We start from the raw sequence: 21,845 nt of genomic DNA on the forward strand, positions 1-21,845 counted from the left end.
GCAAAGCGAGAAAAGACGGGTTAAAATGGATTAGAAATAGTAATGGGTGACGTCGGTCGACGCCACCCGAATAGTATTACTCAATATTCTGGATCTGCTCGCGCATCTGCTCAATCAGTACCTTGAGCTCAATGGCGGAATTCGTTACGTCGGCATTGATTGATTTAGACGCCAGGGTATTCGACTCGCGGTTGAACTCCTGCATCATAAAGTCGAGACGACGACCAACGGCTTCTTTCTTCTTCAGAATGTTGTAGGTCTCTTTAACGTGTGCTTCCAGACGGTCCAGCTCTTCGGCCACGTCAACGCGCTGCGCCATCAATACCAGCTCTTGTTCCAGACGGTTATTTTCCAGCTGAACTTCCGCTTCTTCCAGTTTGGCAACCAGACGCTCGCGCTGCCACTGCAGCACTTCCGGCATATGGGTACGTACTTTTGCCACTTCGGCGCTGACGCCTTCAAGGCGCTGTTCAATCATCGCTTTCAGCGCCTGGCCTTCGGTTTCGCGAGCAACGATAAAGTCATCGAGCGTGCTGTCGAGGGCGGCAAGGATTTCAGCGGCAATTGCATCCAGATCCTGCTCTCCGGCAGCCATGACGCCAGGCCAGCGCAGAATATCAACCGGATTAATTTCGCCTTCGTCGCTTTGCATTTTGACCCAGTTCGCCGCATTGACGAGCTGTTTTGCCAGTTTTTCGTTGAGGATCAGTTCGCCCTGCGCGCTGGCATCCGGCTCAAAACGCAGGTTACATTCCACTTTGCCGCGCGTCAGACGCGTACGGATACGCTCACGCACCACAGGCTCAAGGCTGCGGAACTGCTCCGGCATACGGAAATAGGTTTCCAGATAGCGCTGGTTTACCGAACGCATTTCCCAGGTAGCGCTACCCCAGCTACCCTTGATTTCACGCCGGGCGTAGGCGGTCATACTGCGGATCATAGATATTCCCGTTTTTAAAGGAGAGATGGGGGGATTATAGCTTTCAGGGGCTTCTCAGGATAGGAATAAGCGTCCTTTATCCGTATAATGCGCAGCCACATTCGTTTCAAGCCGGAGAATTCATCATGCGTCCAGCAGGTCGTAGCGCCAATCAGGTGCGTCCCGTCACCCTGACCCGTAACTATACAAAACACGCTGAAGGCTCCGTTCTGGTTGAGTTTGGTGACACCAAAGTGCTGTGCACGGCTTCCATTGAAGAAGGCGTTCCGCGCTTCCTGAAAGGTCAGGGCCAGGGCTGGATCACGGCTGAATACGGCATGCTGCCGCGTGCAACGCATACCCGTAATGCCCGTGAAGCGGCAAAGGGTAAGCAGGGCGGCCGTACCATGGAAATTCAGCGCCTCATCGCGCGTGCGCTGCGCGCCGCTGTTGATCTGAAAACGCTGGGCGAATTCACCATTACTCTGGACTGCGACGTCATTCAGGCTGACGGTGGCACGCGTACCGCATCGATTACAGGTGCCTGTGTGGCGCTGGCGGATGCCCTGAATAAACTGGTTGCGGCCGGTAAGCTGAAAACAAACCCAATGAAAGGGATGGTTGCCGCGGTGTCCGTCGGTATCGTTAACGGTGAAGCGCTTTGCGATCTGGAATACGTAGAAGACTCCGCTGCCGAAACTGACATGAACGTGGTGATGACCGAAGACGGACGTATCATTGAGGTGCAGGGCACCGCAGAAGGCGAACCGTTTACCCACGAAGAACTTCTCACCTTGCTGGCTCTGGCCCGAGGGGGAATTGAATCTATTGTAACGACGCAGAAAGCGGCGTTAGAAAATTGATTTTAAAGGCGACCAATGAGTCGCCTTTTTTTTGCCTGTAAGACAGAAAAGACAAAGGAGCGAATCCATGAAACCGTATCAGCGCCAGTTTATTGAGTTTGCGCTTAACAAGCAGGTCCTCAAGTTTGGCGAGTTTACGCTGAAATCCGGGCGCAAGAGCCCCTATTTCTTCAATGCCGGGCTGTTCAATACCGGGCGCGATCTGGCGCTGTTAGGCCGTTTCTATGCCGAAGCGCTGGTGGATTCAGGGATTGATTTCGACCTGCTGTTTGGCCCGGCCTATAAGGGCATTCCGATTGCGACCACCACCGCGGTTGCGCTGGCAGAACACCATGACCGCGACGTGCCGTACTGCTTTAACCGTAAAGAGGCCAAAACCCACGGTGAAGGCGGCAATCTGGTTGGTAGCCCACTGCAGGGGCGCGTGATGCTGGTGGACGACGTCATCACCGCGGGTACCGCCATTCGCGAATCCATGGAGATTATCCAGGCCAACGGCGCGACGCTGGCTGGCGTGTTAATTTCTCTGGACCGTCAGGAACGGGGTCGTGGTGAAATCTCGGCCATTCAGGAAGTTGAACGTGATTACAGCTGCAAAGTGACGTCAATCATCAACCTGAAAGACCTGATTGCGTATCTGGAAGAGAAGCCAGAGATGGCGGATCATCTGGCTGCGGTGCGGGCATATCGCGAAGAGTTCGGCGTATAATGGAATTGCCCGGTGACGCGTTGCTTGCCGGGCCTGCGCAATTTGTGGGCCGGATAAGGCGTAGCCGCCATCCGGCAACGACGTTACTGCAACTGCGCCGCCACTAACGGCCAACGGGCGTCGAAATCGTCCGTTGGGCTGTATTTGAACTCACTGCGTACAAAACGGGAGAGCATGCCTTCGCAAAACGCCAGGATCTGGCTTGCCAGCAGCGTTTCATCCGTGCTGTAACCTTCGCCTTCACGCATTTTCTTTTCGCGCAGTACCTGGCGCAGCTGCGCTTCAATACGTTCGAAAAGCTGGTTGATGCGACCCTGCAGTCTGTCCTGCTCAAACATCAGCGCATGGCCAGTCAGAATACGGGTCAGGCCCGGGTTACGTTCTCCAAATCCCAGAATCAATTGCACAATCAGACGCAGACGCGCAGTGGTGTCTTTTTCGTCTTTCAGAATCAGGTTGATGCGCGTGATCAGACTGTCTTCGATAAACTCGATCAGGCTGTCGAACATCCGGGTTTTGCTCGGGAAATGACGGTACAGCGCCGCTTCAGACACGCCTACAGAGGCGGCCAGTTTTGCGGTGGTGATGCGTTGACTGCCATCGCTGGATTCAAGCATCAGAGCCAGAGATTGAAGTATTTCTTCGCGACGGTTCCTTTTCGCGGTTTGTTTTTCTGCCATGTTGCAAAATACCCCTGAAAATAAGCACTTGTCAGGCTGGCATCCACACAGCGACCGCAAACTGGCGTTTGCGGTTTGTTATGACATTATGGCGCTGTGAGATGCGTGTCTGTCGGGCGGTTATTTGCGCCCGGAATGGCCGAAGCCGCCTTCGCCACGGTCGGTGGCATCAAAGTCTGCCACCAGGTTAAATTCTGCCTGCACCACAGGTACAAAGACCATCTGCGCGATACGCTCGCCCGGTTCAATGGTGAAGCTGTCCTGACCCCGGTTCCAGACGGAGACCATCAGCTGGCCCTGGTAGTCAGAGTCGATCAGGCCGACCAGGTTACCCAGCACGACACCATGCTTATGACCCAGGCCTGAACGTGGCAGGATCACCGCCGCCAGTGAAGGGTCAGCAATGTGAATCGCCAGGCCCGTTGGGATCAGGGTAGTCGCACCCGGAGCCAGTTCTACGGCGTCATCGAGACAGGCGCGCAGGTCAAGACCGGCAGAGCCGGAGGTGGCATAGGTTGGCAGCGGGAATTGCTCGCCAACACGCGGGTCCAGAATCTTAACGTCGATTTTTTTCATCATAACGGGTAACGATCTCGTCCAGTAATTGTTGGCCCAGGAGTTCCTTGCGCTCAAGCGGTAAGATTTTATCTCCATCCTGCCAGAAAAGGTGCAGTGCGTTGCTGTCGCTGTTAAATCCTTGCGTGGCCAGCGATACGTCATTCGCGCAAATCAAATCGAGGTTTTTGCGGGTACGTTTTTGCCGGGCATATTCTTCCACATTATTTGTTTCTGCGGCAAACCCAACAACGTAAGGACGATGGGTTTTCAGCGCGGCGACGCCAGCAACGATATCCGGGTTTTTCACCATTTTTAGTGTTAATTCATCGCCTTGCTTTTTGATTTTGGCATCGGAAATGGTCTCTGCGCGGTAGTCCGCGACGGCAGCACAACCGATAAAAATCTGCTGGTTTTGCGCATGGGCCTGTACCGCGGCCTCCATTTCCAGCGCGGTGGTGACATCAATACGCTGCACAAAAGGCGGCGTAGGTAACGAGACCGGGCCACTGACCAGCGTGACGTTCGCGCCGCGTTTCGCCGCTGCGGCCGCAATCGCAAAGCCCATTTTACCGGAGCTGTGGTTGGTAATGTAACGTACCGGATCCAGCGGCTCGCGCGTTGGGCCGGCTGTAATCATGATGTTGAGATGTTGCAGGTCGTTGACAGGCGAAAAATGGGCCGCGGCCATATCGACAATAGTCAATGGATCAAGCATACGGCCTGGGCCGACATCGCCACAGGCCTGGCTCCCGCTGTCCGGCCCCCAGATCAGCAGGCCGCGCGAAGCCAGCGTCTGTAGATTATGCTGGGTCGCGGAATTGCGATACATCTGCTGATTCATGGCCGGCACAACGGCAACAGGGGCGGGCGTAGCCAGACAAATGGTCGAAACCAGATCGTTCGCCATCCCGGCGGCAACGCGGGCAATTAAATCGGCCGTGGCGGGGGCAAGGATAACCAGGTCTGCCCATTTCCCAAGCTCAATATGGCCCATCGCGGCTTCTGCGGCAGGGTCAAGCAGGCTGTCAGATACCGGGTATCCTGAAACGGCCTGCAGGCTCAGAGGAGTAATAAAGGCTTTTCCGCCTTCGGTTATCGCGACCCGTACGTCGGCCCCGCGCTCGCGCAGACGGCGCACCAGTTCCGGCGTTTTATAGGCTGCAATGCCGCCGCTAACGCCAAGAACGATTTTTTTACCGGCCAGGCTCATCATGATTCTTTCCTGTTGGGTTTCACCAGAGAGCGGGCATTTTATCACAATCCCAAAAACGGGGTGATCTTGTCCTTCGGTCACTTTGCGAGGCGTTACGCAAGAACGAGACGCGAGAGTCAGGTACCTGAGTAGCCTATGGCAAGATGGGCAAAAAATAGGGAGAAAAAGCATGGAGAAAAAGCATGGAAGACGAGGATGAACTGCTCTTGCCGCGCGAAAAATTGCTGCGCTATGGCGTCACCTTGCTAAAGGATGAAGAACTGCTGGCGCTTTTTTTGCGCACCGGTACGCCGGGCAAAACGGTCTTTACGCTGGCAAAAGATCTGATAGGCCATTTTGGTTCACTCTACGGTTTGATGACGGCGGAACTGGCGGAGTTTGCGCATGTGGAGGGTATCGGTGTGGCGAAATATGCCCAGCTCAAGGGGATTGCCGAACTGGCCCGCCGTTTTCAGTGTGTTCGTATGCAGGAAGAGGACCCGATACTGACTCCTGCGATGACGCGCGAGTTTCTGCAAAGTCAGTTAACCGATATTGAACGCGAGATCTTTATGGTGATCTTTCTCGATAACCGGAACCGGGTGCTCAAGCATAGCCACCTTTTCTCGGGCACGCTAAGCCATGTAGAGGTTCATCCGCGTGAAATTGTGCGCGAAGCAATAAAATTGAATGCAGCCGGCGTGATACTCGCGCATAATCACCCTTCTGGCTGTGCAGAACCAAGCAGAGCTGACAAAGAGATCACCGACCGCATTGTCAAATGCTGTCAATTCATGGACATTCGTGTGCTGGACCATCTGATAATTGGCCGCGGAGAGTACCTTTCTTTTGCAGAACATGGCTGGATTTAGGCTATTTCTCGCGATCCATCGGGATCTTTGTCTGTTCGGGACTTGAGCACACCGCCGAGTCAGCGTATACTACGCCACCTTTGAGAATCTCGGGTTTGGCATTTGGGCCTGGCAATCGAGAGTTCAATAGAACTATGCGATGACCGGGCTGTAAAGCCTGACGAGGCGCCGATACCCCATACGAAGCTCGAGCTAATTTGATTTTTGGAGAATAGACATGTCCCGAGTCTGCCAAGTTACTGGCAAGCGTCCGGTGACCGGTAACAACCGTTCCCACGCACTGAACGCGACTAAACGCCGTTTCCTGCCGAACCTGCACTCTCACCGTTTCTGGGTTGAGAGCGAGAAGCGTTTTGTCACCCTGCGCGTATCTGCTAAAGGTATGCGTGTAATTGATAAGAAAGGCATCGATACAGTTCTGTCTGAACTGCGTGCCCGTGGCGAAAAGTACTAAGTACTTAAAGAGGAAATAAATCATGGCTAAAGGTATTCGCGAGAAAATCAAGCTGGTTTCTTCTGCTGGTACAGGTCACTTCTACACCACCACGAAGAACAAACGTACTAAGCCGGAAAAACTGGAACTGAAAAAATTCGATCCAGTTGTACGCCAGCACGTAATGTACAAAGAAGCTAAAATCAAATAATTTTAGCCTTCTTGTATTGAAAAACCCCGCAACTGCGGGGTTTTTTGCATTCTGCATCTTACTACGGAGGAATCATGCCTGAATTACCTGAGGTGGAGACCAGCCGCCGCGGTATTGAGCCGCATCTGGTCGGCGCGACTATTCTTCATGCTACCGTGCGTAACGGCCGCCTCCGTTGGCCGGTTTCTGATGAGATCCATGCGTTAAGCGATAAACCGATCCTCAGCGTCCAGCGCCGCGCGAAATATCTGCTCCTGGAGCTGCCCGATGGCTGGATCATCATCCATCTTGGCATGTCCGGCAGCCTGCGGATCCTCACTGAAGAGCTGCCTGCGGAAAAGCATGACCATGTCGATCTGGTGATGAGTAACGGCAAAGTGTTGCGTTATACCGATCCCCGCCGCTTTGGCGCATGGTTGTGGACCAAAGAACTGGAAGGACATAGCGTACTGGCACATCTGGGGCCAGAGCCGCTTTCAGAAGCGTTTAACGCGGAATACCTGAAAGCGAAGTGTGCGAAAAAGAAAACCCCGATTAAACCCTGGCTGATGGATAACAAGCTGGTGGTCGGCGTGGGGAATATCTATGCCAGCGAATCGCTGTTTGCAGCCGGGATCCATCCCGATCGGTTGGCCTCTTCGCTGTCGGCGCAGGAGTGTGAGCTGCTGGTGCGGGTGATTAAAGCGGTGCTGCTTCGCTCAATTGAGCAGGGGGGAACGACGCTGAAGGACTTCCTGCAAAGCGATGGTAAGCCAGGCTATTTTGCTCAGGAGCTGCAGGTGTATGGCCGCAAAGGCGATCCGTGCAGGGTGTGTGGAACGCCGATCATCGCAACAAAGCATGCCCAGCGCGCCACATTCTATTGCCGTCAGTGCCAGAAATAGCGCTACTTTAGCTTGTCCATCAACGCCTGGTGGACGTTAACCGGCAGGAAATGGGTAACGTCCCCGTGATGACGCGCCACCTCTTTCACCAGCGTGGAAGAGATGAACGACCACTCCTTGGATGGCATCAGAAATACGCTTTCCAGCTCCGGCATCAAATGACGATTCATATGCGCCAGCTGCATCTCATACTCGAAGTCTGCCACCGCGCGTAAGCCACGGATCAGAATCGTCGCCTGCTGAGCGCGGGCAAAGTTGGCCATCAGATCGCTGAAGCCCACCACTTCCACGTTTGGCAGGTGCGCAATGGCCTCGGTGGCAAGCGCGACGCGCTCGTTCAGGTCAAACATCGGTTTTTTACTGGGGCTGGCAGCAATCGCCAGAATCACCTTGTCGAACATGCACGCCGCACGGGTGATGATATCAAGATGACCATTGGTGATCGGATCAAAGGTACCTGGATAAATCGCTTTTGTGCTCATGGCTCACGTTTTCTCTGAGTAGCCGCGGCTGAGCGCCCACAGCTCGGTGTATTTGTTGAAAGTATACTGGGCATTTACTACGGCCAGTAACCAGCCCTGTTTGCCGTCCAGCACGCCGCCACGCAGCAGCAGCGTTTTCAGAAACGCCCCCAGCGTATGGGTGAAGATACCCGTCAGCGTGGCCTTCTTGCCGCGCTGATGGCGCTCCTGTGCCCAGGCGGTGGCATAGTTGAGCTGTTTACGCTGGAAGCTGGCGAAATCCCGGCAGGTCAGGTGCAAAAGATCGCCCGTCAGAGGGACGACTGGTGCACTGTCGCAGGCCAGGGATTCATGGACCAGATTATCATTGTACTGATACCGCTCGCGCTCGTAGAGGCGCGTGACCCGGTCGGGGTACCAGCCGCTGTGACGCATAAAACGGCCAAGGAAATAGTTACGACGCGCAATGCTGTAGACCGTGCCCGGCGTTGGTGCGGCGAGCACCGCCTGAATAGCCTGACGCAGCTCCGGCGTGATGCGCTCGTCTGTGTCGAGCATCAGTACATAATCACCGGTGGCATATCCCTGCGCGCGCTGGCGCTGGATGCCATAACCTTGCCAGTCGGTGTTGGTATAGACTTTTGCACCCGCTGCGCGGGCAACGTCCGCCGTGTTGTCTTCACTGCCGGAGTCGAGCAGGATAATTTCGTCAGCCCAGGCAACGGAGGCCAGGCAATCCGGAATCAGGTCGGCAGCGTTTTTGGCGATCAGAACGACCGACAGGCGCGTTGACATTAGTGGCTCCGCTGCGGCAGATAAGGTTGCAGAAGCTGCAGCAGACGGGTGAGGGCACCCTGGTTCTGATGCAGCACTTCGACGGCATGACGACCGTACCACAGGCGGTAATCTTCGTCGGTCAGCAGAGTCGAGACCTCTTTGACCACCGAATCCGCATCGGTCACGGTAATTAGCCCTTCCGCTTGCTGCAATTTCGCACAGATATCTTTGAAGTTGAAGGTATGTGGACCCATCAGCACGGGAATGGCATGGGCCGCTGGTTCCAGCGGGTTATGGCCACCACGCTCCACCAGGCTGCCGCCAACAAAGGCCAGATCAGCGATGCCATACAGCAGCATCAGCTCACCCATGGTATCGCCAATAACCACCTGCGTGCTGGTGGAGGGGATCTCACCGCTGCTGCGCAGGGTGAAGCTGAAGCCGCCTTTTTGCACCATTTCACGGGCGTCTTTAAAACGCTCGGGATGGCGAGGCACCAGAATCAGCAGCAAATCGGGGAATTTCTCCAGCAGCTTACGATGCGCCTGCAGGATAATCGCCTCTTCGCCATCATGGGTGCTGGTCGCAATCCAGACCTGGCGACGCGGTGCCCACTGGCGGCGCAGTGTGATAGCACGGGCCGCAAGTTCAGGCGTGACGGAGATATCGAATTTCAGGCTGCCTGTCACCGCCAGCTGGTTGCGTTTCAGGCCAAGCGAGATAAAGCGCGCTGCGTCTTCTTCGTTTTGCGCAGCAATCAGCGTGATCTTGCTGAGCAGGCGGCGCATAAATTTCCCCAGCTTGCCGTAGCCTTTCGCCGACCGCTCAGACAGACGCGCGTTCGCGATCACCAGTGGAATTTTACGGGCATGCAGAGCGGAAATCATATTCGGCCACAGCTCGGTTTCCATCACGATCACCAGTTTAGGGCGAACGGTTTCCAGAAAACGGTTCATGGCGCAGGGAAGGTCGTAGGGCAGATAGACGTGATGCACGTCTTTACCGAAGGCGGACATCACGCGCTCAGAGCCGGTCGGGGTCATGGTCGTGACGGTGATCGGCAGCGATGGATAACGGTGACGCAGGGCGCGAACCAGCGGGATCGCTGCCAGCGTTTCGCCAACAGAAACGGAATGCAGCAAAATACCGTCCGGGGCAACTTTATTGCGACAGAAGCCATAGCGTTCAGCCCAGCGTTTTCGGTACGCAGGCGCTTTACGGCTACGAAGCAGCAGTCTCAGCCACACCAGTGGCTGAATGATATAGAGCAGGGCGGTATACAACAATTCCAAGCGATTATCCGTCTTTTTAGTTTCGGCGGGCAAATTCTAAGCATTTGGGCCAGGTAAAGCTATCTCTTATGCCACATAGCGCTTCAAACGGAAGTAACGACGGCCCAGTCGCCAGCGCAGTCGGGGACTTTTTGCATTTTTCCAGATGAGTTTCCAGATCCCTTTATCGAAAAACTCTTTGATAATAAATGCCTTTTTCTGCTCATCTTTCATGTTGTCGAAAGTATGAATGATGCCCAGCCCTTCTTTGGCAATTTGCCAGCGGCAAGCAGGGATCCCTTTCACTTTATCGGGATAGCGCTGATTTATGGCATCGAGCATCTGCAGGATTTTCATGTAGTGACGCGCCGAGCGAATGAGCGTGTCGTCATTGTCCGGCATATGAGACACCGACGCAGAGTGAATGTAGTAGTCGTAGTAACGTTCACTGGTGTACTGCACCCGCTCCGCCGCCAGCAGTACTTCTGTGGTCCACGGAATATCCTGATGGCGCAGCCCCGGTTCAAAGTGAAAACCGTGCTCGCGAATAAAGTCATGACGATAGATGTTCAGCCAGGTCACGTGCAGGAACTTACGGGAGTCGAGCGCCCTTTTGAGCCATGCAGGGCCGGACATGACGCCCGTTGATGCCAGTTTGTCTTCAGGGAAAATAGGGCGTGAAGGCTTCTTATTATTTTCCCAGACGTAGTTGCCGTTACAGGTAGCGACATCAAGACGTTGCGTAACAGCCATATCAAGCAGGTGCTGATACATGCCGGGTTTAAAGACATCATCAATATCAGGGAAAGAAAGATATTGGCCCGTCGCGACGGCCAGACCGGTATTACGCGCAATGGATACGCCCTGATTTTGCTGCTCAATAACCTGCATCTGCGGCAGCTTTTCGCGCCAGTTTTCGACGATCTGCATCGAACGGTCCGTGGAGCCGTCATTGACGATGATGACTTCCATGCTGTCGATGCGTTGATCCACAAGGCAGGTAAAGAACTGATCCAGGAACGCTTCACCGTTATAAACGGCTACCACCACGCTTAATAATGGCGCTGAATTTTGCATAAGAAACCTGATTATTTTTGATTGTCGACCAAAGCAATATATTGCTGGCAAATGGCCTTGATACCGAACGATGCAATGGTTGCGCGATCAACGACCGGTGGAGAGGTATAAATATCCGCCAGCGTTTTTGCCAGAGACTCGTCATTCATCTCTGCCAGACCGCGGGATAAGTCTCCCTTGAGGATTTCGGCGGGGCCACCTGGACAATGTGTACTGACGGGTGGCGTCTGGCAGATAATGGATTCAACCAGCACATTACCAAAACCTTCGCAGTCAGAACTTAACACTAAAAGGCGTGCCCCTTTAATCCAGGGATAAGGATTAGGTTCGAACGGACGGAAAACCGTTTTGTCTTCAATGCCCAGTTCGCGGGCAAGCTGCTTAAGCTTTTGAATTTTAGCCTCAGAGCCATTGCCCATCATAACCAGCGTGGTATTGAGCTGACTCAGCGCGAACGCCCGTAGCAGGCGATCGTGGCGCTTGTGTTCATGGAAGCGGCCGACGTGAATGATGTAATCCTTTCCCTGCATCTCAAAGGGGGCGTCCGCCAGACGCTGGATTTCAGGAATATCAAAAGGATTATGGATTACCGCCGTGCGTCGGAGATTCAGGGCCAGCGTTTCTGAAAGATCTTTCAACACGGCGCCGGAGACGGCGACCACGTTGCGGTTTTCGTAGGTATGGCGAATCTTAGTGTGTTTAAACCAGCGTGAAAGCCCACGGCGATGGCGAAGGTAGGAGAATGAGAACATGCCATGCACGCAGAACCACACTTTATCGCGCTCCAGGGCGCGGCAGTGTGCCACGATGCGGTCAGTTTTGTGCAGATGCGAGAACACCACATCAAATTTGCCGCTGCGCTCAGCCCGCTCGATAGCCTGATCCAGCAGCCTGGCGCGGCGTGGGATCTCCGTTAGCTTCCGCCACGGTTTTTTGCAGGTATCCTGAACGACCTGATAATCGATGCCTTCCGGAATGGCGTAGTCGCACACTTTCCGCAGCGAGAAGAGAGAGACCTGATGCCCCATCTCTGTTAATCCGCTGGAGAGTGTAAGAACCGTTTTTTCAGCTCCTCCACCGGGTAAACCATCAATAATCATTAGGATGCGCATTTTTAATCCAGTAATTTTTGATAAAGCGAAATAAGCTGACTTGACAGTTTTTCGGGGGTGGCGTCTTTTACACGTTCACGTGCCGCTCGTCCCATATCGTTATTTTTTTCCAGCGAAGGGGTGGCCGCTACCGCCTCCTTCAGGGTGCTGATATCAAGTGCGTCACAGTAAAATCCGTTCTGGCCTTGCTGAATAAATTCTGCCCCACCGCAACTCTCTGATGTAATGACCGGCAAACCGCAGGCCATCGCTTCAAGAATGACGTTAGGGAAAGGATCATACAGCGTTGGTAGCAGTAAACCATCAGATAGCTGATAAAATGGCAGCGTCTCTTTTTGCATTCCCAGAAAACGGATTTGCCCCTCGCAGCCTAATGAACGGGCGATGTCGCGATAGCGACGTTCTGCTTTATCCTGCCCAACCACAATCAGCCATGCCGCAGTACCCGCAACGGCGCGTATAGCGCTGGCCAATCCTTTTCGTTCAAATCCTGACCCTACGAAGCAGAAAATGACGGCATCGGTCGGCAAACCAAACTGCTGACGCAATGCAATACGTTGTGCCTCTTCTGCCGGAACGAAACGGGTGGAATCAATTGAATTATAAATCACATGTATTTTTTTTGCGTCAATATCAAAGTCTTCGACGATTTCGCGCTTGATCATCTCCGCATTACAGATAACCGCCTTTAACTCCGGCGCCTGGTACATTTCACGTTCGGCATTCATCACATAGCGGTGATAGCGATCATGCATCAGCAGTTTTGCACGCCAGGCAGGCAGAATGCGTGCGCGCTGCAGGAGCCAGCGTCGGTGTACGCCGTCGCCTGCACGATAAATGTCACAGCCCGGAATGCGCTCGTGGCTTTGCACAATATCAAACTGCTGCTGCTGCCAGAGCGCACGTGCGGCATGCGCAAACCCGCGCTCGCGGCTGATGCGGCCCCATTTGCGCGGATCGCAAATATGAATATGCCAGTCGTCCTGCTTCTCACCCTGCCATTCGCGCGTGATGACGTTGAGCTCGAGATTTTGGTTGCTCAGCGCGGTAAGGGCGCGAGACACGAAGCGTTCTGCCCCGCCATCCGGGCGATACTTTTGGCGAACAATCGCCAGGCGATGGTGTTTCATGACAGATATCTCCTTGCGGCGGAGATGACAGCATCAACGGGAATGGCGTCGAGATAGCGTTCTTTTGTTTTGGTATCAATGGCGTCTGGATCGGGCAGTGGGCCGTAATCACCTGCCCAGATGACTTCCCCATTAACCTGCCAGGGTGACCAGAAGGTAAGTTTTGATGGGCCAAACAATGCCACACAGGGGGTCTGAAGCGCAGCGGCCATATGCATCGGAACGGAGTCAACGCCAATAAACAGAGACGCATGATCGATAAGCGAAGCCAGTTGACGCAACGTGAGTTGACCTGCCAGCGAGACGACCCCCGTATCTGGCGAGGCGGCGAGAATGCGATCGATCATCGCCAGCTCTTTTTTATCCGGCCCGGCGGTGAGGACGACAGTGTGGCCATCCTGCTGCAGCGCCGTGATGGTTTGCGCCATTTTGCCTTCGTCCCAACATTTAAAGAACCAGCGCGACGTAGGCTGAATCACGATGTAGTTGTCTCCCACACCGTTTTGCATCAACTTTTGGTGAGCCTCGTGCCAGTCTTCAGCATGGTAGGCCATGGTTACGGCAGGTTGAGCTGTGACCGGTAATGGCGACAAAATAGAGAGGTTCTGTTCGACAGTGTGCAGCGCGTTGTGCCCGGCCACAGAGACCAAATCGCTATGGCAAAACCGCCAGAATGCGTTGTTGCGCTTGTTAAAAGCGAACCCGAGTCGTACCGGTGCGCCGGTGAAACGGGTAACGATAGCGCTGCGCCACTGATCGGCAAGATTAATCACCAGGTGATAATGCTGTTTCCTTAACGCACAGAGCAACTGCCACTCTTTTTGCAGATGTTTCAGCGTGCCCAGCTGCTTCCATTTACGGTCGATCCCGTAAACAGTACCGATCGCCGGGTGTGCGGCGAGCATATCGCGGGTTTCTTCATACAACAGCACATCAATCTGTGCCTGCGGCCATTTTTGACGTAACGAATCAATGACGGGAGTGGTCAGTAACATGTCGCCATGATGGCGGAGTTTGATAAGTAAAATGCGCAAATCAGGCGTGTCAGGTAAGTTATTCATCATCATCTTATTGGCGTTGTACTGTTGGCAATTCTAATAGACCTGATAGCGACTTGCACTCTTTCTCCATAATCTCAGGAAATTCCCTGGAAGGGTTTACTCATGCTTCGGTGAGTGCGTAACATAGCGCTAACTTTCCTGTCTTGCGGACTCATTATGAAAAAACCAGCGTTTATCATCACGATTGATACTGAAGGCGATAATCTCTGGCAAAATCACCGCGTCATTAAAACGGAGAATGCGCGCTATCTGGCGCGATTCCAGACGCTTTGTGAGCGTTTCGGTTTCAAACCCGTATGGCTGACAAATTATGAGATGGCGATTGAGCCGGTTTTCATTGAGTTTGCCAAAGATGTGATCGCCCGCGGTCAGGGTGAAGTCGGGATGCACCTTCACGCGTGGAATAGCCCTCCTGAACACGATCTCACCGGAGATGACTGGCGCTGGCAGCCGTATTTGATTGAATTTTCAGATGAGGTGATGCGCGAGAAAGTGTTGTTCATGACCCGTCTGCTGGAAGAGACCTTCCAGACCAAAATGTTAAGCCATCGCGCCGGGCGCTGGGCCTTTGATAGCCGTTACGCCAGACTGCTGATCGAACTGGGCTACCAGGTTGATTGCTCTGTTACGCCGCGCGTGAACTGGCGTAACGCGAAAGGTGCACCGCAGGGGAATGGCGGAACCAATTATCAGCACTTTCCAGACCACGCCTACTTTATTGATACAGACGATATCTCACGAGCGGGCAATAGCCCCTTACTCGAAGTGCCGATGAGCATCCAGTATAAGCATCCGGCCTGGTTGAACACCGTCAAACAGGGCTACGATCGCCTGCGCGGTAAATATCGATCACCGTCCGTAAACTGGTTGAGACCGTCCGGTGGTAATGCGTCGCAGATGATTCAGGTCGCACAGCAATGCCTGTCTCAGGGACATGACTACGTGGAGTTTATGCTGCATTCCTCTGAATTTATGCCGGGCGGAAGTCCTACGTTTAAAGATGAGGCGGCGATTGAAGGGTTGTATCAGGATCTGGAAGTGCTCTTTAGCTGGTTATCCGACAAGACGGTAGGGATGACGTTGGCGGAGTTTTATCAATACAAGAAAAATTAATGCCCGCATCGCGGGCATTATGATTAACGCTGTTACTAACAATAAGTAATGTCGAAGACAACGAAATAAGGCTCAAAATTAGCGTCACTCGATAGAGTCGCAATTTTATTTTTTCCATAATGCCTCAATAACCCTTTTTTTATAGCTGAAGCGAACATCGCTGGATAAGAAAAATGAGAGAGAATAAAGTGCTTTTACCCGTTGTTTAACGAGCTGGAAATGCTGGTCGGTCAGATGTAGCCGATGATTACTGTAAATATCAAACCAATGACAATTTATGAGATGTTGAAACGGCTGCGGGAATGTTTTTTCCATCAACAATGTGCATTCCACAAGCGTCTTGATTTTGCTCGCGTCGAGTTTGCTCGACAAACTGTCGCTACGCTTGATGTAGTAATAGTGCCCGCGACGTTGATAGGCTATTTTACTCGATTGCATCAACATGCCAGGGAATACCGCAAAATCCTCATAACACACCATCGAAGGAATCGGATTACTTTCGTATAACTTGCGATGAATGAATTGACCAATGAGATGTGCCTGGAAATCTTTATGCAGCAGGAAACGTTTTATAGCCTCCCGTTGCGACAACGCAACGGGAGAAAATCCTTGCCAGTGGGGGGTGATTTTTTTGATATCACGAATTTCTAGCAGGCGCGTCAGCAGCATATCAGGACGCTCTGTCTTGAGGAATGCTACAGCGTCCCTGATGCTACCCGGTTTCAGTCGGTCATCACTATCCAGCATCGTAATGTAGTCACCTGATGCCAGAGAGAATGCGCTGTTGCGAACAAGGCCTACATTACGAAACTGAACGTGCCGGGAGTGCACATTCGGAAACGCTGGCAACCACGTCTCAATAATATCTTGCGTGGAATCATCGGAGCTGTCGTTAAAGATAATCACCTCAACATCGTCGCCCGCATTATCGATGGCATTGTGCAGGCTTTCTAACGTTGTGTGAAGGGTATCTTCGGCGTTATGTGCAGCAATAATGATGCTTAGAAAAGCCATAAAAAATTAGTTTCCCAGGGCATCAAAGGTATATGGGGTTGCGGTAGCTTTTGGTAACGCGCAAATGAAACGTTCGAGTTCGTTTAAGGATTCGTCTGTTACAGCAAAGAGTTCTTCCCTGTCTTGCGAGAAATAGTATTTAGTCTCAAAAACATAAGAACAAATATTGTCGTCGTTCCCTATCAGCATCACATTTCCAAGTGGGCGTTGTTCATAGTGGCAGCATGGGCCAAACAGCAGCACTACGGGTACATCTACTGCATCGGCAATATAGACATTGCCTGAATCAGACGCGATATAACAATCCATCCTGGAAATCGCCCACGGAAGATCTTCGAGAGGGATTTTGCCGATGAGGTTAACGACATTAGGAATATCACCGTAAGCACGGGTGATATCGTCCAGCCACGACTGTTCATCAGGGGCGCCAAACACATAAAACTCGCAGGGCAGGTCGGCGAGACGATCAATAATTCGCTTCCAGATGACCGGCGGCACCGTTTTGGCTTTATTACCTGCGGCAATGCTGATGCCGATGCGGATCACATCAGGTTTGTCGAGAATTGCCGGGTAGGTCGCCGGTTTGAACAGCGGCTTTGTGGCGTGCTTGGGCGAGTCCTGCCACGTCAACGAACGGTCGGCCAGCTTCAGGTAATTGGTCACTGATAGCGTTTTTTTGCCGTGCTCAACGGTACCGTCGGCGGTGAGATAGAAAATCCCGTGATACCATCTGCGGGTGTAAATGCTTAAAAATTGTTTGTTTTTGGCATTACAGACGGCGGCAAAAAACAGATTTACGCTGTTGGGTTGCAGAAGATAGACGTTGTCGTAGCGGTTCATGATGCGGCAGGCAAAGCTGAGCTTACGCCACAGGCTACGCTTATGCTGCTCGATAAAAAAAATCTCTTCGATCGTTTCGTCATGCTTCGCCAGCGCACCTACGCTGCGACTGATGAGCACATCACTTTTTTGCAGGTATGCCAGCAGGGGCGTCGCATTAACAAAATCACCGATTTTGGCTGTCTGAATGACCAGGTTTTTACCTGTATCTTTGCGGAACAGCTTCCGGATAAGCTTCACCGGAAGGAGTAAAATCAGCAGAAATACGTAACTCATTCGTTAGATATCCCTGTCGGAAAGCCAGTGGCTGTCCTGTAAAAATGAAAAAATGGCATCTGCGCTAATGTCCCTCGTTTGTTGAGTCGGGCTGACCATTTGATGCTGGTTTTTACCGTAACCCCCAATCAAACCGGGATCGGTCGGGCCAAAAATCGTGATGTTTGGACGATCCAGCGCCGCGGTTAAATGGCTTAAACCCGTATCAACGGAAACGACAGCTTTAGCTCCGGCCAGCTCTGCAGCAACTTGCGCCAGCGTGAGTTTAGGTAAAACCTCGACGTGCGAAAAACCGGCTGCCAGACGTTCAGCACGCTGGCGCTCATGTTCAGCACCCCACGGCAGTTTAATATGGATGCCGGCAGGTTGCATTAGTTCAATGAGTCTTCGCCAGTGCGTTTCCGGCCAGTGCTTATCATCGCGCGTTGTGGCATGCAGGAAGACCAGCCAGGGCTGCGCAGGCTTCTCTGCATCACGCAGAAAATGCTGCGAAATCGCGTAATCACCCTGCGTTTCCGGCTTTGTGTAACCGAGGCTTTTTGCGAACAGCTCGCGGGTGCGTTCCACTGCGTGCTGCTGCTTTGCAATATGGTGACGACGGTTATAGAACAGGCTGGCGAGTGGTTCGCGGGCGGTTTGCCAGTCCATGCCGTGCTTTACACCGTGTGCCAGGCGCGTGACCAGCGCGGCGCTTTTGACCAGCCCCTGCGCGTCGATAATGGCGTCGTAATGCTGCGCCTGCACCGCATCGCGGAAGGCTTTGCGCTCGGCTTTAATCGGTGTGGAAAACCACGCTTTACGCCAGCGGCGGATGGCCACCGGGATCACGCGGTCGACCGCTTCGTGCCAGGTAGGGATCTGCGCGAAACCCTCTTCCACCACCCAGTCAAAACGAATGCCAGGAATGGCCCGCATGGCGTCCGTCAGCGACGGAAGCGTATGCAGCACATCACCCATCGAAGAGGTTTTAACGATCAATACCCGCATTCGTTATCCTTCTTCGCTCAGCAGCAGTTCGTTGAGTTCTTCGAGAACGCGCTGCGGCGTGATGTCGATCAGGCTCTGGTGATAACCTTGCGCGGCATCGCCTTTACGCACCTTATGGTAACCCGTGATCAGACGAATAACGCGCGCCTTATTTGAGAGCGGCGGCGTGAAGTCCGGGCTACTTGGACCGTACAACGCAATCAGCGGGCGGTTGAGCGCGGCGGCGACGTGCATCAGCCCGGAGTCGTTGGTGACTACGGCTTTACAGGCAGCAAGTAAAATCACCGCCTGCTCAAGCTGGGTTTCCCCGGCCAGGTTGCGGCACCAGGCCTGCTGTTCTGTGCTGAGGGCTGCAAGAATTTCGTTCCCCGCCTCGTGGTCTTTGGCTGAGCCGAACAGAACGATCTGATAACCTTCGTCAATCAACTGCTTTGCCAGCTCTGCGTAGTGATAGTGCGGCCAGCGTTTTGCCGGGCCGAATTCTGCGCCCGGGCAGAAGCCAATCATTGGCCGTTCAGAGGAAAGACCAAACGCGTTACAGGTCTGGGATTTTTCACCCTCGCTGACCTGTAGCTGTGGCCATAGCAGCGGCTGCGGCAGATCTTTTGCGCTGCGCATCACGCCCTTGTCGTAGGCCAGCGCCACATAGCGCTCCACCATTAATGGCCAGGCCTCTTTATCCAGCACGCGTGCGTCATTCAGCAGACCGTAGCGCATCTCACCGCGCCAGCCGGTACGGTGCGGCACACCGGCGAAGAAGGGAACAAGCGCGGATTTAAACGAATTGGGTAACACGTAAGCACGGTCATAACGCTTCTCGCGTAGACTGTGGCCGAGTTTACGACGTTCGCCAATCTCCAGCGCCCCGTGGCCGAGCGGCATTGGGATGGCTTCATTCACTTCCGGCATACGCGATAACAATGGACGGCACCATGCGGGTGCCATCACGTCGATTATCGCCTGGGGATAACGCGCCTTGAGCGTGCGATAGAGACTTTGCGACATCATCATGTCGCCCACCCATGACGGGCCGATCACCAGAATTCTCATACTTACGCGTCGCGGTTCAGCCAGGCCATATATTCCGTTACGCCTTCGGCAACGGTCTTGAACGGCTTGTCATAACCCGCTGCGCGCAGGTTAGTCAGATCGGCCTGGGTGAATGCCTGGTAGCGGCCTTTCAGTTTGTCCGGGAAAGGAATGTACTCAATGCTGCCTTTCTTGTGATACGCCAGCGTTGCGTCAGCCACGGCCTGGAAAGACTCCGCGCGGCCGGTGCCAAGGTTGAAAATACCGGATACCCCATTTTCCCAGAACCACAGGTTCACGGCGGCAACGTCGCCTACGTAGACGAAGTCACGCTTAAAGCCGTCGCTGCCTTCGAACAGTTTTGGACTTTCGCCGTTATTCAGCTGAGTGTTCAGATGGAACGCCACGCTCGCCATGCTGCCTTTGTGGCCTTCGCGCGGCCCGTAGACGTTGAAGTAGCGGAAACCAACGATCTGGGAGTTCGCTTCTGGCAACACCTGACGCACATATTCGTCGAAAAGGAACTTGGAGTAACCGTAGACGTTCAACGGCTGTTCATATTCGCGGGATTCAATGAAATCAGAGGTACGTCCGCCGTAGGTGGCCGCCGAAGAGGCATACAGGAACGGAATTTCACGCTCCAGACAGTAGTGAAGCAGCTCTTTAGAGTACTGATAGTTATTATCCATCATGTACTTACCATCCCACTCGGTGGTGGAGGAGCATGCCCCTTCGTGGAAGATGGCTTCGATCTCGCCGAACTCTTCACCTGCCATAATCTGGATAAGGAAGTCTTCTTTATCCATGTAGTCAGCGATGTTCAGATCCACCAGGTTGACGAACTTGGTGCCGTCTTTCAGGTTGTCAACCACCAGGATGTCGGTGATGCCTTTGTCATTGAGAGCTTTAACAATATTGCTGCCGATAAAGCCCGCGCCGCCGGTAACGATGATCATAACTGTAACCTTTGAAGTGTGGAGTCCGGGGACAATCCCGGACGCTAATGGTTCTATCATATCATTAGTATGGCTGCCCTTCAGCCATTCACCGACATAGCGCAAGGGTACACGTGATTTATGCTGCAAAAACGAGAAGAGATAATGTGTCATCTCGTCATGAACTATAGGTTTGGGTAATATGTGCCGAAATTTGCCGAGTCTGGAGAATTGCAATGCGTGGTGATTTTTACAAACAGTTAAACAGCGACCTTGAGACCGCGCGTGCGGAAGGGTTGTTTAAAGAAGAGCGTATTATCACGTCTGCTCAGCAGGCGGACATCACCGTTGCCGATGGCAGCCACGTGATCAACTTTTGTGCGAACAACTACTTAGGTCTTGCGAATCACCCTGAGCTGATTGCTGCGGCGAAAAGCGGTATGGACACCCACGGTTTTGGTATGGCCTCCGTACGCTTTATCTGCGGCACGCAGGACAGTCACAAGCAGCTTGAGAAAAAGCTGGCGAACTTCTTAGGCATGGAAGACGCAATTCTGTACTCCTCCTGCTTCGACGCCAACGGCGGTCTGTTTGAGACGCTGCTGGGTGCAGAAGATGCCATTATCTCCGACGCCCTTAATCACGCTTCCATCATTGATGGTGTGCGCCTGTGTAAAGCGAAGCGTTTCCGCTATGCCAACAACGATATGGTTGAACTGGAAGCACGCCTGAAAGAGGCGCGTGAAGCGGGTGCTCGCCATGTGCTCATCGCCACCGACGGCGTGTTCTCTATGGATGGCGTGATCGCCAACCTGAAGGGCGTGTGCGACCTGGCGGATAAATACGATGCGCTGGTGATGGTCGATGACTCGCACGCGGTCGGTTTTGTGGGTGAAAACGGCCGTGGCTCGCATGAATACTGTGACGTGATGGGCCGCTTGGACATCATCACCGGTACGCTGGGTAAAGCGCTTGGTGGCGCGTCTGGCGGTTATACCGCTGCGCGTAAAGAGGTGGTGGAGTGGCTGCGCCAGCGCTCCCGTCCGTACCTGTTCTCCAACTCCCTCGCGCCGGCCATTGTTGCCGCCTCCATCAAAGTGCTGGAGATGGTGGAATCCGGGGCTGAACTGCGCGACCGTCTGTGGTCCAACGCGCGCCTGTTCCGCGAAAAAATGAGTGCGGCAGGGTTTACCCTGGCCGGTGCTGACCACGCCATTATCCCGGTCATGCTGGGTGATGCCGTCGTGGCGCAGAACTTTGCCCGTGAGCTGCAAAAAGAAGGCATTTACGTGACCGGGTTCTTCTTCCCGGTCGTACCAAAAGGCCAGGCGCGTATCCGCACCCAGATGTCCGCGGCGCATTCGCCTGAACAAATTGAACGTGCGGTGGAAGCCTTTACCCGCATCGGTAAACAGCTGGGCGTAATTGCCTGAGGACGTGT

At 53.5% G+C, this 21,845-nt stretch carries 24 protein-coding genes; 8 read left to right on the forward strand and 16 right to left on the reverse strand.

Features of this window, described 5'->3' with window-relative positions:
* Positions 1 to 76 precede the first annotated feature (76 nt).
* Positions 77 to 940, reverse strand: coding sequence for a YicC/YloC family endoribonuclease (locus ACQG19_RS00580; protein ID WP_013094887.1), 864 nt, complete (start codon positions 938 to 940; stop codon positions 77 to 79).
* A 125-nt stretch (positions 941 to 1,065) separates the two neighbouring features.
* Here ACQG19_RS00580 and rph point away from each other — a divergent pair, with 125 nt between their 5' ends.
* Complete coding sequence (rph, locus tag ACQG19_RS00585; RefSeq protein WP_013094888.1) at positions 1,066 to 1,782, forward strand: ribonuclease PH; 717 nt, start codon at positions 1,066 to 1,068, stop codon at positions 1,780 to 1,782.
* 67 nt (positions 1,783 to 1,849) lie between these two features.
* A complete protein-coding gene (gene pyrE, locus ACQG19_RS00590) occupies positions 1,850 to 2,491 on the forward strand; it encodes an orotate phosphoribosyltransferase (protein WP_013094889.1) in 642 nt (213 codons plus the stop codon).
* Positions 2,492 to 2,574: 83 nt separating this feature from the next.
* Here the strand turns inward: pyrE and slmA are convergent, their stop codons facing one another.
* The 3 genes from slmA to coaBC all read right to left on the reverse strand — a co-directional run bounded on the left by slmA (position 2,575) and on the right by coaBC (position 4,939).
* A complete protein-coding gene (gene slmA, locus ACQG19_RS00595) occupies positions 2,575 to 3,171 on the reverse strand; it encodes a nucleoid occlusion factor SlmA (RefSeq protein ID WP_013094890.1) in 597 nt (198 codons plus the stop codon).
* 120 nt (positions 3,172 to 3,291) lie between these two features.
* Positions 3,292 to 3,750, reverse strand: coding sequence for a dUTP diphosphatase (dut, locus tag ACQG19_RS00600; RefSeq protein WP_015570042.1), 459 nt, complete (start codon positions 3,748 to 3,750; stop codon positions 3,292 to 3,294).
* Positions 3,728 to 4,939, reverse strand: coding sequence for a bifunctional phosphopantothenoylcysteine decarboxylase/phosphopantothenate--cysteine ligase CoaBC (gene coaBC, locus ACQG19_RS00605; protein ID WP_246932301.1), 1,212 nt, complete (start codon positions 4,937 to 4,939; stop codon positions 3,728 to 3,730). The genes dut and coaBC overlap by 23 nt, the downstream gene beginning before the upstream one ends.
* A gap of 185 nt (positions 4,940 to 5,124) precedes the next feature.
* Between coaBC and radC the strand changes: the two genes are divergently transcribed.
* The 4 genes from radC (at position 5,125) to mutM (ending at position 7,321) form a co-directional block, all read left to right on the forward strand.
* Positions 5,125 to 5,793: a RadC family protein gene (gene radC / locus ACQG19_RS00610; RefSeq protein WP_013094892.1), complete on the forward strand. Its 669-nt coding sequence runs from the start codon at positions 5,125 to 5,127 to the stop codon at positions 5,791 to 5,793.
* Between the two features lie 217 nt (positions 5,794 to 6,010).
* A complete protein-coding gene (gene rpmB, locus ACQG19_RS00615; RefSeq protein ID WP_002436699.1) occupies positions 6,011 to 6,247 on the forward strand; it encodes a 50S ribosomal protein L28 in 237 nt (78 codons plus the stop codon).
* A 22-nt stretch (positions 6,248 to 6,269) separates the two neighbouring features.
* Complete coding sequence (rpmG, locus tag ACQG19_RS00620) at positions 6,270 to 6,437, forward strand: 50S ribosomal protein L33 (protein ID WP_013094893.1); 168 nt, start codon at positions 6,270 to 6,272, stop codon at positions 6,435 to 6,437.
* A gap of 74 nt (positions 6,438 to 6,511) precedes the next feature.
* Positions 6,512 to 7,321, forward strand: coding sequence for a bifunctional DNA-formamidopyrimidine glycosylase/DNA-(apurinic or apyrimidinic site) lyase (gene mutM / locus ACQG19_RS00625; protein WP_246932265.1), 810 nt, complete (start codon positions 6,512 to 6,514; stop codon positions 7,319 to 7,321).
* A 2-nt stretch (positions 7,322 to 7,323) separates the two neighbouring features.
* Here mutM and coaD read toward each other — a convergent pair whose 3' ends face one another.
* The 7 genes from coaD to rfaQ all read right to left on the reverse strand — a co-directional run bounded on the left by coaD (position 7,324) and on the right by rfaQ (position 14,216).
* A complete protein-coding gene (coaD, locus tag ACQG19_RS00630) occupies positions 7,324 to 7,803 on the reverse strand; it encodes a pantetheine-phosphate adenylyltransferase (RefSeq protein WP_013094895.1) in 480 nt (159 codons plus the stop codon).
* A 3-nt stretch (positions 7,804 to 7,806) separates the two neighbouring features.
* Positions 7,807 to 8,577 (reverse strand): glycosyltransferase family 2 protein, encoded by a 771-nt coding sequence (locus tag ACQG19_RS00635; RefSeq protein ID WP_038418342.1) that lies wholly within the window; start codon positions 8,575 to 8,577, stop codon positions 7,807 to 7,809.
* Positions 8,577 to 9,851 (reverse strand): lipid IV(A) 3-deoxy-D-manno-octulosonic acid transferase, encoded by a 1,275-nt coding sequence (gene waaA, locus ACQG19_RS00640; RefSeq protein ID WP_013094897.1) that lies wholly within the window; start codon positions 9,849 to 9,851, stop codon positions 8,577 to 8,579. Before waaA ends, ACQG19_RS00635 begins: the two co-directional genes overlap by 1 nt.
* A 66-nt stretch (positions 9,852 to 9,917) precedes the next feature.
* On the reverse strand, positions 9,918 to 10,907 hold the full coding sequence (locus ACQG19_RS00645) for a glycosyltransferase (RefSeq protein WP_246932263.1): 990 nt from the start codon (positions 10,905 to 10,907) through the stop codon (positions 9,918 to 9,920).
* Positions 10,908 to 10,918: 11 nt separating this feature from the next.
* Positions 10,919 to 12,019 (reverse strand): glycosyltransferase, encoded by a 1,101-nt coding sequence (locus ACQG19_RS00650; RefSeq protein ID WP_029881896.1) that lies wholly within the window; start codon positions 12,017 to 12,019, stop codon positions 10,919 to 10,921.
* 2 nt (positions 12,020 to 12,021) lie between these two features.
* Entirely contained in the window at positions 12,022 to 13,149 is a 1,128-nt protein-coding gene (locus tag ACQG19_RS00655; protein WP_222168980.1) for a glycosyltransferase family 4 protein, read from the reverse strand.
* Entirely contained in the window at positions 13,146 to 14,216 is a 1,071-nt protein-coding gene (rfaQ, locus tag ACQG19_RS00660) for a putative lipopolysaccharide heptosyltransferase III (protein WP_222168979.1), read from the reverse strand. Before rfaQ ends, ACQG19_RS00655 begins: the two co-directional genes overlap by 4 nt.
* A 150-nt stretch (positions 14,217 to 14,366) precedes the next feature.
* On the opposite strand from rfaQ, the gene ACQG19_RS00665 reads away from it, so the two are divergent.
* Positions 14,367 to 15,323 carry a polysaccharide deacetylase family protein gene (locus ACQG19_RS00665; RefSeq protein ID WP_013094902.1) on the forward strand — a complete coding sequence of 319 codons (957 nt, stop codon included), beginning with the start codon at positions 14,367 to 14,369 and terminating at the stop codon, positions 15,321 to 15,323.
* A gap of 105 nt (positions 15,324 to 15,428) precedes the next feature.
* Here the strand turns inward: ACQG19_RS00665 and ACQG19_RS00670 are convergent, their stop codons facing one another.
* The 5 genes from ACQG19_RS00670 to rfaD are packed head-to-tail and all read right to left on the reverse strand — an operon-like array spanning position 15,429 to position 20,425.
* Entirely contained in the window at positions 15,429 to 16,337 is a 909-nt protein-coding gene (locus ACQG19_RS00670) for a glycosyltransferase family 2 protein (protein WP_246932262.1), read from the reverse strand.
* A gap of 6 nt (positions 16,338 to 16,343) precedes the next feature.
* Complete coding sequence (locus ACQG19_RS00675) at positions 16,344 to 17,453, reverse strand: glycosyltransferase family 9 protein (protein ID WP_013094905.1); 1,110 nt, start codon at positions 17,451 to 17,453, stop codon at positions 16,344 to 16,346.
* A gap of 3 nt (positions 17,454 to 17,456) precedes the next feature.
* Complete coding sequence (rfaC, locus tag ACQG19_RS00680) at positions 17,457 to 18,440, reverse strand: lipopolysaccharide heptosyltransferase RfaC (RefSeq protein WP_246932261.1); 984 nt, start codon at positions 18,438 to 18,440, stop codon at positions 17,457 to 17,459.
* Between the two features lie 3 nt (positions 18,441 to 18,443).
* Positions 18,444 to 19,490, reverse strand: a complete 1,047-nt coding sequence (gene rfaF, locus ACQG19_RS00685) for an ADP-heptose--LPS heptosyltransferase RfaF (RefSeq protein ID WP_040021004.1) — start codon at positions 19,488 to 19,490, stop codon at positions 18,444 to 18,446.
* Between the two features lie 2 nt (positions 19,491 to 19,492).
* Positions 19,493 to 20,425, reverse strand: a complete 933-nt coding sequence (gene rfaD, locus ACQG19_RS00690; protein ID WP_013094908.1) for an ADP-glyceromanno-heptose 6-epimerase — start codon at positions 20,423 to 20,425, stop codon at positions 19,493 to 19,495.
* Positions 20,426 to 20,640: 215 nt separating this feature from the next.
* Between rfaD and kbl the strand changes: the two genes are divergently transcribed.
* Positions 20,641 to 21,837, forward strand: a complete 1,197-nt coding sequence (kbl, locus tag ACQG19_RS00695) for a glycine C-acetyltransferase (RefSeq protein WP_246932260.1) — start codon at positions 20,641 to 20,643, stop codon at positions 21,835 to 21,837.
* The last annotated feature ends 8 nt before the right edge of the window (positions 21,838 to 21,845 follow it).

The sequence above is a fragment of the Enterobacter cloacae complex sp. 277I4 genome, from assembly GCF_050031465.1.
Classification (GTDB): domain Bacteria; phylum Pseudomonadota; class Gammaproteobacteria; order Enterobacterales; family Enterobacteriaceae; genus Enterobacter; species Enterobacter cloacae.

Coding starts and splice junctions, on each gene's coding strand:
- pyrE (WP_013094889.1), top strand. CDS start 1,850: ATGAAACCGTATCAGCGCCAGTTTATTGAGTTTGCGCTTAACAAGCAG.
- rfaF (WP_040021004.1), bottom strand. CDS start 19,490: ATGAGAATTCTGGTGATCGGCCCGTCATGGGTGGGCGACATGATGATG.
- rfaD (WP_013094908.1), bottom strand. CDS start 20,425: ATGATCATCGTTACCGGCGGCGCGGGCTTTATCGGCAGCAATATTGTT.
- ACQG19_RS00670 (WP_246932262.1), bottom strand. CDS start 16,337: ATGGCTTTTCTAAGCATCATTATTGCTGCACATAACGCCGAAGATACC.
- ACQG19_RS00675 (WP_013094905.1), bottom strand. CDS start 17,453: ATGAGTTACGTATTTCTGCTGATTTTACTCCTTCCGGTGAAGCTTATC.
- rpmB (WP_002436699.1), top strand. CDS start 6,011: ATGTCCCGAGTCTGCCAAGTTACTGGCAAGCGTCCGGTGACCGGTAAC.
- slmA (WP_013094890.1), bottom strand. CDS start 3,171: ATGGCAGAAAAACAAACCGCGAAAAGGAACCGTCGCGAAGAAATACTT.
- ACQG19_RS00655 (WP_222168980.1), bottom strand. CDS start 13,149: ATGAAACACCATCGCCTGGCGATTGTTCGCCAAAAGTATCGCCCGGAT.
- coaBC (WP_246932301.1), bottom strand. CDS start 4,939: ATGAGCCTGGCCGGTAAAAAAATCGTTCTTGGCGTTAGCGGCGGCATT.
- coaD (WP_013094895.1), bottom strand. CDS start 7,803: ATGAGCACAAAAGCGATTTATCCAGGTACCTTTGATCCGATCACCAAT.
- mutM (WP_246932265.1), top strand. CDS start 6,512: ATGCCTGAATTACCTGAGGTGGAGACCAGCCGCCGCGGTATTGAGCCG.
- kbl (WP_246932260.1), top strand. CDS start 20,641: ATGCGTGGTGATTTTTACAAACAGTTAAACAGCGACCTTGAGACCGCG.
- ACQG19_RS00665 (WP_013094902.1), top strand. CDS start 14,367: ATGAAAAAACCAGCGTTTATCATCACGATTGATACTGAAGGCGATAAT.
- ACQG19_RS00645 (WP_246932263.1), bottom strand. CDS start 10,907: ATGCAAAATTCAGCGCCATTATTAAGCGTGGTGGTAGCCGTTTATAAC.
- dut (WP_015570042.1), bottom strand. CDS start 3,750: ATGATGAAAAAAATCGACGTTAAGATTCTGGACCCGCGTGTTGGCGAG.
- rph (WP_013094888.1), top strand. CDS start 1,066: ATGCGTCCAGCAGGTCGTAGCGCCAATCAGGTGCGTCCCGTCACCCTG.
- radC (WP_013094892.1), top strand. CDS start 5,125: ATGGAAGACGAGGATGAACTGCTCTTGCCGCGCGAAAAATTGCTGCGC.
- ACQG19_RS00635 (WP_038418342.1), bottom strand. CDS start 8,577: ATGTCAACGCGCCTGTCGGTCGTTCTGATCGCCAAAAACGCTGCCGAC.
- rpmG (WP_013094893.1), top strand. CDS start 6,270: ATGGCTAAAGGTATTCGCGAGAAAATCAAGCTGGTTTCTTCTGCTGGT.
- ACQG19_RS00580 (WP_013094887.1), bottom strand. CDS start 940: ATGATCCGCAGTATGACCGCCTACGCCCGGCGTGAAATCAAGGGTAGC.
- ACQG19_RS00650 (WP_029881896.1), bottom strand. CDS start 12,019: ATGCGCATCCTAATGATTATTGATGGTTTACCCGGTGGAGGAGCTGAA.
- rfaQ (WP_222168979.1), bottom strand. CDS start 14,216: ATGATGATGAATAACTTACCTGACACGCCTGATTTGCGCATTTTACTT.
- rfaC (WP_246932261.1), bottom strand. CDS start 18,440: ATGCGGGTATTGATCGTTAAAACCTCTTCGATGGGTGATGTGCTGCAT.